Origin of the sequence: Cognatilysobacter bugurensis (assembly GCF_014652095.1) — a bacterium.
Classification (GTDB): domain Bacteria; phylum Pseudomonadota; class Gammaproteobacteria; order Xanthomonadales; family Xanthomonadaceae; genus Cognatilysobacter; species Cognatilysobacter bugurensis.
This window is the reverse complement of sequence record NZ_BMYD01000001.1, coordinates 61,489-73,991: the sequence shown is the minus strand read 5'-3', so window position 1 is coordinate 73,991 and position 12,503 is coordinate 61,489. Positions and strand designations below refer to the sequence as shown.

Here is a 12,503-nt window from a genome sequence, read left to right as displayed (position 1 = left end):
ACGTCAGTGCCGCGATGGCAGTGCGCGGGCACCCCGCACCTGATCGATCCCCGGCTGCCGCCCACAAGCGCACTGCGGGCAACCACTGCCACCATCGGACACTTCGTTGACCAAGCACTACGACGCCAACTACTTCCAGCGCTGGTATCGCGATCCCGCGCTCAAACAGGCCGCGATCGGCGGCACGGCGCGGCTCGCCCGCAAGGTCGCCCTTGCGGTCGCGACGGCCGAATACCACCTCGAGCGACCGCTCCGCACCGTGCTCGACATCGGCTGCGGCGAAGGCGCGTGGCGTGCGCCGCTGCTGAAGCTGCGGCCGAAGGTGCACTACCTCGGCTTCGACAGCAGCCAGTACGCGATCGCCCGCTTCGGCACGCGCCGCAACCTGCATCTTGCCGAATTTGGCGACTTCGAATGGTTGCGCCCTTGCGCACCCGTCGACCTGCTCGTGTGCAGCGACGTCATGCACTACGTTGATGCACGCGAGCTCGATCGGGGGCTGACCGGGCTCGCAGCGTTGTGCGGCGGCGTGGCGTTTCTGGAAACGTTCACTCGCGAGGACGGGATCGACGGAGACACGGAGGGGTTCCGGCGTCGGCCCGCGTCGTTCTATCGCACACGTTTCGAGTCCAACGGCTTCGTCGCACTGGGCTCGCATATGTGGATGTCGGCAGACGTTGCGCTTGCCGCCACCGCACTGGAGCGCCCGGCCGTTTAACGTGACGAGGGTTCACGTTCCCGTCCGGACGCAGGGGTATGCTGCGGTGCAACACCGCGTGCAGTACAGGTTTACGGGGGTGTAGAAATGCTGCTGTATCAGATGCACGAACTCGGTCGCGCCTGGATGGCCCCGATGACTTATTGGGCGGATGCCGGCGCGAAGATGTTCGGTGCAACCGGCAGCTGGCTGTCGGGCGTGCCCGGCGCATCGCGCGTTGCAGCCGGATACGAGCTGCTCTACCGCATCGGCAAGGATTACGAGAAACCGCAGTTCGGGATCGACTCGATCGAGATCGACGGCACCGAGTACCCGGTCGTCGAACGCGAAGTACTCGTCAAACCGTTCTGCCGTCTGCTGCGCTTCAAGCGCTATGCCGACGAAGCGGACGACCTCGTGCAATTGCGCGACGACCCGCCGGTACTCGTTGTCGCCCCGCTCTCGGGCCACCACGCCACGCTGCTGCGCGACACGGTGCGCACGCTGATGCGCGACCACAAGGTGTACGTCACCGATTGGGTCGATGCGCGCATGGTCCCGCTCAGCGACGGTCCGTTCCACCTCGACGACTACATCGAATACGTCCAGGAATTCATCCGCGAGATCGGCGCTGAAAACCTGCACGTGATCAGTGTCTGCCAGCCAACGGTGCCCGTGCTTGCCGCGGTGTCGCTGATGGCCGGACGCGGCGAGACGACGCCGCGATCGCTCGTGATGATGGGTGGGCCGATCGACACGCGGCAGAACCCGACGCAGGTGAACAACCTCGCGGTGCAGAAGCCGATGTGGTGGTTCGAAACCAACCTGATCCATCACGTGCCTGCGAATTACCCAGGTAGCGGACGTCGCGTGTACCCGGGCTTCCTGCAGCACACGGGCTTCGTCGCGATGAACCCCGAGCGCCACTTCCAGTCGCACTGGGACTTCTACACGGACCTCGTCAAAGGCGACCTCGACGACGCCGAGTCGCATCGCCGTTTTTACGACGAGTACAACGCCGTGCTCGACATGCCGGCGGAGTACTACCTCGACACCGTGCGCATCGTGTTCCAGGAGCACCGCCTGCCGAAGGGCACGTGGGACGTCCGCGGCGAGCGCGTGCGGCCCGATGCCATCAAGGGCACGGCGCTGCTGTCGATCGAAGGCGAGCTCGACGACATCTCCGGCCAAGGGCAGACACGCGCGGCGCACACGCTGTGCACCGGCATTCCCGAGCGAGATCGCCACCACCTCACAGTCGAGGGCGCGGGCCATTACGGCATCTTCAGCGGCCGTCGCTGGCGCACGCAGGTGTACCCGCAGGTGCGCGACTTCATTGCGAAGTACGCGAAGGGCTGATCGACTCGTGTAAAGAAAAAGGGCGCCTCGGCGCCCTTTTTTGTTTGTCGCGGCCGGTTATCAGACCGCGTGCTGCGTGCCGGACTTCACGAGCATGTGCTTTGCGAGCTGGCCGTGCAGGCGACCGATGCCGCGCACGAGATGCAGCGTGACGAACAGCAGCGCGATGCCGGCCAGCGCGATCAGCGGCCATGTCCACGGCAGATCTTCCGCACCTGCCACCTGCAGTCCTTCAATCGTGAACGCGCCGGCTTCCACCAGCACGAGCAGCACCGGCGCCGCCACCAGCGAAAGCGAGGTTGCGAGCGCGGTCACCACCACCGTGAAGTAGACGATGCCCAGCGGCAGCATCAGCAGCATGTACAGCATCGTGGCCCATGTCCGCGGATCGACGAACATCTTCATGATGCGCTCGAGCAGCGGTGCGTTCGACGTCGCGTAGCGCGGCCTGCGCGGCATGCGCTCGCCGAGCATCGCCTCCACCAGCCGGCCTTCGACAAGCGAGAGCACGCGCACGGAGCCGAAGAACAGGATCAGGAACGGGATGCCGATGATGAGCACCGACAACCCGAGCGACAGCGAGACGCCAGTGACGACCCAGGTGAAGTAGAAGACGCCGGTCGCGATCGACAGCAGCATGTAGAACAGCGCGGCGTAGGTGCGCGGCTCGAGCGCGACGCCGAAGAACTTCGCCAGCGCCGAGCGCGAGGCGCGTGGCTTCGGCGGCTGCAGCGCGGTCTGCACGCGCACTTCGGTGTCGCGGTAGATGTCCGCAACTTCGTCGGGTGCGCCGTAGCTGCTGGCGACGGACGCGATGACTTCGGCCTCCGACCGGCCCGGGTTTTCCGCCAGTTCCGAGCGCAGGTATTCCTCGGCGTCGTACAGCGCGTCCTGTACGAGCGCCGGGTCGGCACCGGCTAGCGCACGCTTGAGGTGCTCGAGGTAGTCGGGAATCGTGGCCGGGTAGCGGCGCGCACCGGCGAGACCGGCGTCGTGGGAAGCGTTCATGGGATCAGTCCTTCGAGCACGGAATCAACGGAATCGCGGGTCGCGCGCCATGCGGCGGCCCAGTCGCGCAGCACGGATCGGCCGGCGTCGGTGATGCGGTAGTAGCGGCGCGGCGGACCGGCCAGCGAGGGTTCGACGTGGCTTGCAAGAAGCTCGGCAGCCTCGAGGTTGCGCAGCACGGGATACAGGGCGCTCTGCTTGCCTGCCAGCACGCCGTCGCCGGTGCGCTCGAGCCGCTTGGCGATCTGGTAGCCGTACATCGGCTCCGGCGCGGCGGCCAGCACCGCCAACAGCGCGAGCGAGACGGTCCCCGCACTGAGCTCCTTCTGGAACTTGCGCAGCAGGGGCTCGGCGTCGGCCATCGGGACGTCCACGACTAGTGTGGAGTCCATGCTAGTGCGGAGTTCTTACTAGCACACCTGCCGTTCGTCACGGTGACCGCGAGCCGCGCGTGACGCTCGAGTTGGCATGGCGTCTACGGTCGCGTTGCTACACCGGAGGCGGTCCATCCGTGAGGAGCAAGGCGATGTCACAGGGCGACAAGTCGTCGTACACCGACAAGCAAAAGCGCAAGGCCGAGCACATCGAGGAAAGCGAGCGCAAACAGGGCAAGTCCAAGGACGATGCCGAGCGCATCGCCTGGGCCACCGTCAACAAGCAGGACGGCGGTGGGAAGAAGTCTGGCTCCGGCCGGGACAGCTGACGGCTGCGTCGACCGCAGTCGCACGCACAGGAGCACCGACGCCCCGGCAGACGTCGGGGCGCTGAGTTTGAGGCGGCGCGCGAAGACGTCCGTACCGGCGGCATCGGCACCGCGCTGGGCACTGCAGGCGCGCCTGCGACAGAATCGGGCTCCCGTCTGAAGGATTGCCGCCCGTGCCGAACCCGCACCTGCCGACCGCCCTGCTCGCCTCCGCCCTGCTGTTCGCGCTCGCGCCGGCCCTGTCGGCGCAGCCCGCCCTTTCGTCGACCCCGGCGAAACCGCGCTCGATGCAGCAGATCATCGACGAGTCCAAGCCGCCGGACTGGCGCCGCATCGACCCGGCGAATACGCTGGTGATGGAGCTCGACGCGGGCCGCGTCGTGATCGAACTCGCGCCGCAAATCGCGCCGCAGCATGCCGAGAACATCCGCACCTTGGCGCGCGAGGGCTTCTGGAACGGGTTGAGCATCAACCGCTCGCAGGACAACTTTGTCGTGCAGTGGGGCGATCCGGCCGAGGACGAGTCAAAGCGCAAGCCGCTGGGCTCGGCGAAGACGAAGCTGCCGGCCGAGTTCGAGCGCGTGCGTGCGAAGGACGCTGCCTTCGACGTGCTGCCCGATGCCGACGGCTGGGCGCCGCAGGTCGGCTTTGTCGAGGGTTTCCCGGCCGGGCGCGACCCGGCCAACGGCGCGACGTGGCTCGCGCATTGCTACGGCATGGTCGGCGCGGGGCGTGACATCGCCGCCGATTCGAGCACCGGCGCGGAGCTCTACGTCGTGACCGGCCAGTCGCCGCGGCAACTCGATCGCAACATCACGACCGTCGGCCGCGTCGTTGAGGGCATCGAACTGCTGTCGACGATGCCGCGCGGCACCGGCCCGCTGGGCTTCTACGAGAAGCGCGAACAGCGCACGCCGATCCGTGCGATCCGCCTTGCAAGCGAGTTGCCCGAGAGGGAGCGCCCTGCCCTCGAGGCAATGCGCACGGACACCGCGGCGTTCACCGAACTCGTCGAAGCGCGCCGCAACCGACGCGATGATTTCTACAAGCGTCCGGCTGGCCACATCGACCTGTGCAACGTGCCGCTGCCGGTGCGCGTTGCGGATGCGAAAACCAAGGGCGCGAAGTAACGGGGTCGGAGCGGCACCGGCGAAGCGGCCGGCACAGCGCGGTCGCCGAGGCGCGCGCGCTGCACCCCGGGCGTCACCGACCCATTACTCCGGACTCGCGAGGCCGGCCCCTGCGTCGGCGGCCCGGCTGCTGATCGCTGCCGGACGTGCGGGCACCGCAGTCGGCGCGCGTGCCAGCGCGGCCGCGTCGCCTTACTCCGGACTCGCGAGGCCGGCCCCTGCGTCGGCAGCCCGGCTGCTGACCGATGCCGGACGTGCGGGCACCGCAGTGGGCGCGCGTGCCAGCGCTGCCGCGTCGCTGCTCAGCGGCAGCGGCGGCGGGTCCGTCGGCCGGCCGTCACCGACCACACGCGGGCGGTCGCTGGCTTCGGCCGAGCGTTCGGCCGCCGGGTTGAGCACGACGATGCTGATGCGCCGATTGATCGGGTTGCGGGAGTTGGCCTGGTCGAACAGCACCGACGAGGACAGGCCCACGATGCGCGAGAGCTTCTCTTCGGCCAGGCCGCCGCGCACCAGCGCACGTCGTGCCGCGTTTGCGCGTTCGGCGGACAGCTCCCAGTTGCTGTAGCCCGTCACGCCGCCGGCGTAGGGCGTGGTGTCGGTGTGGCCACTGATCGCGATGCGGTTGTCGACCTGGTTGAAGAAGCGCCCGAGCTCGAACAGGATTGCGCGCGTGTGCGGCTTGAGCTCGGGTGAGCCCAGATCGAACATCGGCCGGTTCTGCGCATCGACGATCTGCACGCGCAGCCCTTCCGGCGTGAGGTCGATCAGCAGCTGGTCCTTGAACGGCGCCATCGCCAGGCTCTTCGAGATCGCCTCTTCGAGCAGCTTCTTGAGCTCTTCGAGCCGCTTGCGTTCCTGCTCTTCGGCCGCCTTTGCGTCGGGCTTGACCTCGACCGATCCCGCGCCGGGCGGGTTCTTGACGGCTTCAAACACCTTGATCGGTGCATCGCCGGCGCCACCGGGCCCCATCCGGCCCTCGACCGTCGCACTGCCGCGACTTTCCACCGCGCTGGGGTTCTTGAAGTAGTCGGCCACGCCGCCGAGCTGCTCGGGCGTCATGGTCGCGGTCAGCCACATGACCATGAAGAACGCCATCATCGCGGTCACGAAGTCCGCGTACGCGACCTTCCACGCGCCGCCGTGGTGGGCGCTTCCGCCCTTTTTCTTGCGGACGATGATGATCGGCTGTTGTTTCTCGGAGGCCATCGGGGTGCTCCGTCAGCCCTTGGCGGCCTTGAGGTCGGCCTCAAGGTCGGCAAACGTCGGGCGCACGTCGGAGAACAGCAGCTTGCGTGCGAACTCGATCGCCACCGTCGGTGCATAACCGCGCACCGATGCGACCAGCGCCATCTTCACGACTTCGAACGCCTTCGCATCCTCGTTCGCGCGGGTCTCCATCGCCGTTGCCAGCGGGCCCACGTAGCCGTACGCGATGAGAATGCCGAGGAACGTGCCGACCAGCGCCGAGGCAACCTTCAAGCCGATCTCGGACGGAGGCGCGCTGCCGACGACCGACATCGTGTTGATGATGCCCAGCACGGCGGCCACGATGCCGAAGCCCGGCAGCGCGTCGGCGACTTTCTGCACCGAGTGCGCGGGTTCGAGCGCTTCGTGGTGATGGGTTTCAAGTTCGTACTCGAGCAGCGACTCGAGCTCGTGCGGATTCATGTTGCTGCCGACCATCAACCGCAGGCAGTCGGTGATGAAATCGAGCATGTGATGGTCGGCCATCACCTTCGGGTACTTCTGGAAGACCGCGCTTTCCTCAGGATTATCGACGTCGGCTTCGACGGCCATCATGCCCTCGCGCCGCATCTTCATGAGGACTTCGTAGATGAGCTTGAGCAGGTCTACGTATTCCTGACGCCGATACTTTGGCCCCTTGAGCAGCCCGAGGGGCGCGCGGAACGCCGCCTTCATCACCTTGGGCGGCGTCGCGATCATGTACGCGCCCAGGGCCGAGCCGCAGATCACGATGACCTCATTGAGATGCCACAGCGCCATGATCTGGCCGCCGACCATCACGAAGCCGCCAAGCACACTGGCCATGACGACGATGCCACCAATGATCAGGAACATCCGGGGGAAATCCGAGCCGCTGCAATGTCCGCGGTATCGGCGCGGCGACGCATCTCTTGAGCGCCGATGCATGCCGCCGTCGCGCTTCGAGCCGCGCGCCCGCCTAGCGCGACCGTTACATGCGAGGCGCAGCGCCTTGCCGTGGCGGTAACGCCGCAGTGCCTAGTGTCGGACGCAACCGGCGTCGATGCGGCGCCATGTCGTCCACCGAGCTACAGGAATCGACCATGACCTCTAGACAGCAGCCCGGCTCAGACCATCGTGACGATTACGCGTCGCGCCCTTACGAAAACATGCCTTCGGTGACTTCGCGCGCCTGGGGCCCCAGCAAGGCGCACGGCGATCCCGATCCGTTCGGCTACCGCGGCCAAGGCGGCTACGGCGATTTCCGCGAGCACGACGGCGGCACACGCCACGGCGCGCATGCAGACGACGACCGCCCGCGCGGTCACCGGGGTCGTGGCCCGCGCGCGACGCGTTCGGACGCGAGCATCGCCGACGAGGTGTATTTCCGGCTGACGGAGGATCCGTTCATCGACGCGAGCGAGATCCTCGTCAACGTCGAGGAAGCGGTCGTCACCCTGACCGGCGAAGTGACCGAGCGGCGGATGAAGCACCGGGCCGAAGACCTGGTCCACGAGATCCGCGGCATCAATGAGGTCCACAACCGCATCCGCGTCGACAAGGTGCAGCGCAGCTTCACCGATTCGCTCGGCGGCCTGCGTGCTGGCGACAGCCAGAAGGGCAGCGGGTTCTCGAGCCAGTCGCCGGGCCATGGCACACCTGGTCCGCACGGCGGCGACGCCGATCAGGATCAGGCCTCGGGCAGTCGGTAACGCTCGGCCTCTCGCTCCGCGGACGCGCGCGTCGCGTCCGCGGAGGACTGCGCCACGTCGACAAGTGGATGCGGCTGCGGGGCGTGTGTGGCTCGCCGCCACAGGGCCACCCGCTCGATGCATCGCGCCGACGGCAACTGACGATCGATGGCTCCCGCCGAAGCCTCGGTCAGGGCGTCCCGGTCTCCGCCGCCAGCGCCTCGTGCTGAAACAGGCACATGCGCAGGACGTCGTGATAGCGGCCGTCGCTGAAGAACTCCTCACGTAGCACGCCTTCGCGCGTGAACCCGGCGTCCTCGTAGACGTGGATAGCGGCGGCATTGTCGACGTCGACGAGCAAGTAGAGCTTGTAGAGGTTCAGCACGCGGAACGCGTAGTTGATCGCGAGCCGCGTGGCCGCCTTTGCGAAACCATGCCCCTGCTGGTCGGGCGAGACCATGATCAGGAACTCGGCGCGCCGGTGGAGGTGGTCGATCTCGACCAGCTCGACGAGCCCCGCGCGGTGCCCGTCGCCGTCCTCGATGATGAAGCGTCGCTCGGACTGGTCGTGTATGTGCTTGCGGAACAGCTCTTCGAGCTCGACGAACGACTCATACGGCTCTTCGAACCAGTAGCTCATCACGCTGCGGTTGTTGTTGAGCTGGTGGACGAAGTGCAGGTCACCGCGCTCGAGGGGGCGCAGGGTGACGGTGGCCGTGGCGGTCGGGGAAGGAAGAGGATCCATGGCGCGAAGGTAGCCGCAGCGGTGCGCACGCGCCGTCACGCCGCCTTGGCCCGGCCGCTCCTAGCCTGCCTCCAACCTGCAGTGGAACGCCCCCCATGCCCCAATTGCGCCTGCGTGTAACCGGCAACCAAGACAATGCGCGAGCGATCGGCAACCTGCTCGCGAGCATCGATGGCATCGAGCACGTCGAGGAAGTCGCCGACCTGATGCCCCGCATGGACGACGAGGATTCGACGTCCGCCGGCCTGCCCGACGACCAGGGCCCTGGCACCCACGAACTTGAGGTCGAAGCGCGCTCCCAGGCGGCGGTCGGCCGCGTGCGGGAGGCCGTGGAGGCGCTCGCATTCGACCTGGACGTGCTCGTCGAGTTCGAAACCGATGAAGACTGGCATGACGCCTGAACGCCTGGCTCCGTGTTTCAGCAATGACACGGAGGCTTCACCAGACGGGCCGTTACCCTCCAAGCACACACTCTCCGGAACCGCGTCCAACGTGGCCACCGTCAACACCGTCATGCCTTGGTTGCGCTATCGAAACGCGTTCGTCGCGATCGACTGGCTGTGCAGCGCATTCGGCTTCGAGCCCGAATTCATTCAGGCCGATGGCCACACGGTGCGTCATGCGCGGCTGTCCTGCGGCGAAGGCACGCTGATGGTCGGCTCGGCCGAAGATGGCACGGCCTGGGACCGTCACCTGCTGCAGCCGGACGAGACGGGCGGGCGGGAGACGCAGAGCTGCTTCGTGGTGGTCGACGATATCGACGCCCACTACGCGCAGGCCGTCCGTGCGGGCGCTGAGGTCGTCATTCCGCTGTCGATGCAGGACCCGGGCATGCGCGGCTACGCCTGCCGCGACATCGAGGGGCACCTGTGGTGGTTCGGCGCGACGCTGCCGCGCTTCTCCGCAGCACCGACCCCGCACCGGTTCAGCGCGCTGCACTGACAGCGCGTTCTGACGGGCGCGCAGGCCGCGTGCCCTACTTCGGCGCGCGCTGGCTGATCGCCACGCTGCCGAGGATCATCGCGCCTGCGATGCCCATGCTCAGCGTCAGCGGCTCCCCGAGCAGACCCCACGCCCACGCGACCGCGAACAACGGAACCAGGTAGGTCACCGTCACCGCACGGCCCGCGCCGATGCGCCGGATCAGCCGGTAGTACAGCGCGTATGCGACGCCCGTGCACAGCACGCCGAGCATCGTCGCCGAGAACCACGATGCGGCCGGCACGGGCTCGGTTGGCCATTGCGCGATTGCAAACGGCAGCGTGAGCAGGGCCGCGCACCCCAACGTCGCAGCAGCGACTGCGATAGGCGGAAGGCCGACGAGATGGCGCTTCACCAGATGTGCGCCGATGCCGTACAGGAACGCCGCGGTGCAGCCGGCCACCACCGCGCCGCCGACGTTCGCGCCTTCGGTCTTGCCGCTTGCGAGCACCACCACGCCGCCGAAGCCGACGAGCAGCGCGATCGCGCGTCGCAGCCCGATCGATTCGCGGAAGAACAGAAACCCCACGAGCGCCGTGAACAGCACGGTCATCGCATTCGTGATCGCGGGAATGCCTGCCGGCGCGCGCTGTGCGGCCCATGCGAACAGCGTGAACGGCACCGCCGAGTTGATCGCGCCGATCAATGCGAGCTTGGGCCATAGCGCCCGGTTGAACTCCGCCCGCTCGCGCCACAGGAATGGCAGCAGCACGATCGCGCCGAGGCCGAGACGCATCTCGACCAGGGCCAGCGAACCAAAATCCTTCGCCGCGACGCGCATGAACATGAATGACGCGCCCCAGATCGCCGCGAGCACGCCGAGTTCGAGCGGCGTGACCCAGCCGCGCACGGCCGTCGACCCGGCAGCGGGATCGGAACCTGCAATCGCGATCGATTCGGCGGGGCGCATGAGTCAAACCGGGCTTGGGCGTGGCGCCATTGTCCGTGCGCGCCCCCGCCCCACAAGCGCATACTTTCGAGCCCTGACCCAAATCGTATTTGAGTCTCGCAATGGCCCTGCGCGCCGACTGGCTGCCCACGCTCGCGGCGTTCGAGGCCGCCGCCCGCCACCAGAACTTCGCCCACGCCGGTGAAGAACTGCATCTCACCGCAAGCGCCGTGAGCCACCACGTCCGCAAGCTCGAGTCGCGACTCGGGGTCGTGCTGTTCCAGCGCCACGCGCGCGGCGTCGCGCTGACCGCGGAAGGCCGCACGCTCGCCGATGCCGCGAGCAATGCCCTCGCGGATCTGGACGGCGTGCTCGGCGCGCTGCGCACCCCCGGCCGCGACGCCTCCCGCGTGCGCATCACGACGCTGCACTCGCTCGTGCACACCTGGCTGCTGCCGCGGCTGCCCACGTTTGCGGCGCAGCACCCCGACGTCCGACTGGCGTTCGACACCGAGATCGCACTGACGCGCTTCGACGACGGTGGCCCCGACCTCGGCATCCGCCATGGCCCCGGCCACTGGCCCGGCCTGACCGCGCACCTGCTCATGGACGATGCGTTGTTCCCGGTCGCGTCCCCGCGGTTGCCCGACCTCGCGCGCATCGAGGGCGCGGCGGACATCGCGGCGCGACCGCTGGTCGCGGACCTCGCGCGTCAGGGGTGGCACGACTGGTTCCGCGCGGCCGGGCTGCACGGCACCCAGATCGAGGAGCGCCACAGCTTCAGCGACAGCACCGATGCGCTCAATGCCGCCGCGAACGGGCTCGGCATCGCACTCGCGCGCAAGCGCATCGTCCAGCCCTATCTCGACGATGGCCGACTCGTCGCCCTCCCCGGCCCGGTGCTGCCCACGCGCTGGCAGTACTACGTCGTCTATCCCGCGCATCGGCGCCTTCGCCCGGCAGCGCGCGCATTCGTCGACTGGCTGCTCGCCCAGCCGGTCGACTAACGTGCCGCTGCGACAGCGGCGCCGAACGCCAAGCCGGGCAACGCAGCGCCCGCGGCGCACGCGGCCCGCTGCCGGATAATCGCGGAATGCCGATGACCGACACCCGCCGCGCGTTCCTGCAGATCCACTTCTGCGTGCTGCTCTGGGGATTCACCGCAATCCTCGGCAAGCTCATCACGCTGCCGGCGCTGCCCCTGGTCTGGATGCGCATGCTCATCGTCGTCGTCGCGCTCGCGTTCGTGCCGCGCGTGTGGCGCGGCCTGCGCGCGATGCCGTGGCGGCTCATCGGCGCGTACTCGGGCATCGGCGTCATCGTCGCGTTGCACTGGCTCACGTTCTACGGTGCGATCAAGCTGTCCAACGCGTCGGTCGGTGCGACCTGCATCGCGCTGGCAACGGTGATGACGGCGCTCGTCGAGCCGTGGCTCGCGCGTTCGCGGCTATCAAGGCGCGACGTGATGCTCGGCATTGCGGTGCTGCCGGGCGTCGCGCTCGTGGTCGGCGGGATCCCGGACGGCATGCGCATCGGCGTTGCGGTCGGCGCGGTGTCGGCGCTGCTGGTCGCGATCTTCGGCTCGCTCAACAAGCGGCTCGTCGAGCATGGCGATGCACTCACGGTGACCGCGATCGAATTGGGCGCCGGCACGCTCGCGCTCACGGCGCTTGCCCCGCTGATGCCGCTGCTGCCGGGCCTGTCGGAGGCGTTCGCGGGCGACCTCCTCGTGATGCCCGGCACGCGCGATGCCGCCTACCTGCTCACGCTTGCCTTGGCCTGCACCCTGCTGCCGTTCGCGCTGAGCCTCGTGGCGCTGCAGCACATGAGCGCCTTCGCCGCGCAGCTCGCGACGAACCTCGAACCGGTCTACGCGATCGTGCTCGCGATCGTGCTGCTCGGCGAACAGCATGAGCTCACGCCACAGTTCTACGTGGGCGTCGTCGTGATCCTCGGCGCGGTGCTCGTGCACCCGTTGCTGGTCCGGCCGCGGCGCGTCGGGCACCCGGAAGTGCTCGCGACATCCGAGGCGAAGGATCTGTCCAGCTGAACCGTCGCCCGACGCGACGCGGCACGGTTGTGGCAGGCTGTGCG

Annotated in this window: 14 protein-coding genes and 1 pseudogene; 9 read left to right on the top strand and 6 right to left on the bottom strand. The window is 67.9% G+C overall.

Going from position 1 to position 12,503, the window contains the following annotated elements; genetic code table 11:
- Positions 1-106: 106 nt before the first annotated feature.
- Together IE075_RS00395 and IE075_RS00390 are read left to right on the top strand one after the other, a co-directional pair.
- Entirely contained in the window at positions 107-718 is a 612-nt protein-coding gene (locus IE075_RS00395; protein ID WP_189452234.1) for a class I SAM-dependent DNA methyltransferase, read from the top strand.
- 87 nt (positions 719-805) lie between these two features.
- Positions 806-2,056, top strand: a complete 1,251-nt coding sequence (locus IE075_RS00390; protein ID WP_229792242.1) for a polyhydroxyalkanoate depolymerase — start codon at positions 806-808, stop codon at positions 2,054-2,056.
- 60 nt (positions 2,057-2,116) lie between these two features.
- On the opposite strand, the gene IE075_RS00385 is transcribed toward IE075_RS00390, so the two are convergent.
- Together IE075_RS00385 and IE075_RS00380 are read right to left on the bottom strand one after the other, a co-directional pair.
- Positions 2,117-3,064: a sensor domain-containing protein gene (locus tag IE075_RS00385; RefSeq protein WP_189452232.1), complete on the bottom strand. Its 948-nt coding sequence runs from the start codon at positions 3,062-3,064 to the stop codon at positions 2,117-2,119.
- Positions 3,061-3,426, bottom strand: a complete 366-nt coding sequence (locus IE075_RS00380; protein ID WP_189454677.1) for a PadR family transcriptional regulator — start codon at positions 3,424-3,426, stop codon at positions 3,061-3,063. The genes IE075_RS00385 and IE075_RS00380 overlap by 4 nt, the downstream gene beginning before the upstream one ends.
- A gap of 164 nt (positions 3,427-3,590) precedes the next feature.
- Between IE075_RS00380 and IE075_RS00375 the strand changes: the two are divergent.
- Together IE075_RS00375 and IE075_RS00370 are read left to right on the top strand one after the other, a co-directional pair.
- A pseudogene (locus IE075_RS00375) lies at positions 3,591-3,758 on the top strand (HupB); the annotation flags it as partial.
- A 182-nt stretch (positions 3,759-3,940) separates the two neighbouring features.
- The gene (locus tag IE075_RS00370) at positions 3,941-4,897 is read left to right on the top strand and encodes a peptidylprolyl isomerase (RefSeq protein ID WP_425489323.1); all 957 of its coding nucleotides are present in this window, start codon (positions 3,941-3,943) and stop codon (positions 4,895-4,897) included.
- 192 nt (positions 4,898-5,089) lie between these two features.
- On the opposite strand, the gene motB is transcribed toward IE075_RS00370, so the two are convergent.
- Positions 5,090-6,106 (bottom strand): flagellar motor protein MotB, encoded by a 1,017-nt coding sequence (gene motB, locus IE075_RS00365; protein WP_229792241.1) that lies wholly within the window; start codon positions 6,104-6,106, stop codon positions 5,090-5,092.
- 12 nt (positions 6,107-6,118) lie between these two features.
- Positions 6,119-6,979 (bottom strand): flagellar motor stator protein MotA, encoded by an 861-nt coding sequence (gene motA / locus IE075_RS00360; protein ID WP_189452228.1) that lies wholly within the window; start codon positions 6,977-6,979, stop codon positions 6,119-6,121.
- A gap of 302 nt (positions 6,980-7,281) precedes the next feature.
- Between motA and IE075_RS00355 the strand changes: the two genes are divergently transcribed.
- The gene (locus IE075_RS00355) at positions 7,282-7,815 is read left to right on the top strand and encodes a BON domain-containing protein (protein ID WP_229792240.1); all 534 of its coding nucleotides are present in this window, start codon (positions 7,282-7,284) and stop codon (positions 7,813-7,815) included.
- A gap of 169 nt (positions 7,816-7,984) precedes the next feature.
- On the opposite strand, the gene speG is transcribed toward IE075_RS00355, so the two are convergent.
- Positions 7,985-8,539 carry a spermidine N1-acetyltransferase gene (gene speG, locus IE075_RS00350; RefSeq protein WP_189452224.1) on the bottom strand — a complete coding sequence of 185 codons (555 nt, stop codon included), beginning with the start codon at positions 8,537-8,539 and terminating at the stop codon, positions 7,985-7,987.
- 95 nt (positions 8,540-8,634) lie between these two features.
- Between speG and IE075_RS00345 the strand changes: the two genes are divergently transcribed.
- Both IE075_RS00345 and IE075_RS00340 read left to right on the top strand, forming a co-directional pair.
- Positions 8,635-8,940: a hypothetical protein gene (locus IE075_RS00345; protein WP_189452222.1), complete on the top strand. Its 306-nt coding sequence runs from the start codon at positions 8,635-8,637 to the stop codon at positions 8,938-8,940.
- A gap of 112 nt (positions 8,941-9,052) precedes the next feature.
- The gene (locus tag IE075_RS00340) at positions 9,053-9,481 is read left to right on the top strand and encodes a VOC family protein (RefSeq protein WP_229792353.1); all 429 of its coding nucleotides are present in this window, start codon (positions 9,053-9,055) and stop codon (positions 9,479-9,481) included.
- Positions 9,482-9,515: 34 nt separating this feature from the next.
- Here the strand turns inward: IE075_RS00340 and IE075_RS00335 are convergent, their stop codons facing one another.
- Positions 9,516-10,430, bottom strand: coding sequence for a DMT family transporter (locus IE075_RS00335; protein WP_189452218.1), 915 nt, complete (start codon positions 10,428-10,430; stop codon positions 9,516-9,518).
- 101 nt (positions 10,431-10,531) lie between these two features.
- On the opposite strand from IE075_RS00335, the gene IE075_RS00330 reads away from it, so the two are divergent.
- Together IE075_RS00330 and IE075_RS00325 are read left to right on the top strand one after the other, a co-directional pair.
- Positions 10,532-11,416: a LysR substrate-binding domain-containing protein gene (locus IE075_RS00330; protein WP_189452216.1), complete on the top strand. Its 885-nt coding sequence runs from the start codon at positions 10,532-10,534 to the stop codon at positions 11,414-11,416.
- 86 nt (positions 11,417-11,502) lie between these two features.
- Positions 11,503-12,459, top strand: a complete 957-nt coding sequence (locus IE075_RS00325) for a DMT family transporter (protein ID WP_189452214.1) — start codon at positions 11,503-11,505, stop codon at positions 12,457-12,459.
- The last annotated feature ends 44 nt before the right edge of the window (positions 12,460-12,503 follow it).

Excerpts from the sequence above, each read along its gene's own strand:
- IE075_RS00390 (WP_229792242.1), top strand. The coding sequence starts at position 806 with ATGCTGCTGTATCAGATGCACGAACTCGGTCGCGCCTGGATGGCCCCG.
- speG (WP_189452224.1), bottom strand. The coding sequence starts at position 8,539 with ATGGATCCTCTTCCTTCCCCGACCGCCACGGCCACCGTCACCCTGCGC.
- IE075_RS00325 (WP_189452214.1), top strand. The coding sequence starts at position 11,503 with ATGCCGATGACCGACACCCGCCGCGCGTTCCTGCAGATCCACTTCTGC.
- IE075_RS00340 (WP_229792353.1), top strand. The coding sequence starts at position 9,053 with ATGCCTTGGTTGCGCTATCGAAACGCGTTCGTCGCGATCGACTGGCTG.
- IE075_RS00330 (WP_189452216.1), top strand. The coding sequence starts at position 10,532 with ATGGCCCTGCGCGCCGACTGGCTGCCCACGCTCGCGGCGTTCGAGGCC.
- IE075_RS00380 (WP_189454677.1), bottom strand. The coding sequence starts at position 3,426 with ATGGCCGACGCCGAGCCCCTGCTGCGCAAGTTCCAGAAGGAGCTCAGT.
- motB (WP_229792241.1), bottom strand. The coding sequence starts at position 6,106 with ATGGCCTCCGAGAAACAACAGCCGATCATCATCGTCCGCAAGAAAAAG.
- IE075_RS00385 (WP_189452232.1), bottom strand. The coding sequence starts at position 3,064 with ATGAACGCTTCCCACGACGCCGGTCTCGCCGGTGCGCGCCGCTACCCG.
- IE075_RS00335 (WP_189452218.1), bottom strand. The coding sequence starts at position 10,430 with ATGCGCCCCGCCGAATCGATCGCGATTGCAGGTTCCGATCCCGCTGCC.
- motA (WP_189452228.1), bottom strand. The coding sequence starts at position 6,979 with ATGTTCCTGATCATTGGTGGCATCGTCGTCATGGCCAGTGTGCTTGGC.
- IE075_RS00345 (WP_189452222.1), top strand. The coding sequence starts at position 8,635 with ATGCCCCAATTGCGCCTGCGTGTAACCGGCAACCAAGACAATGCGCGA.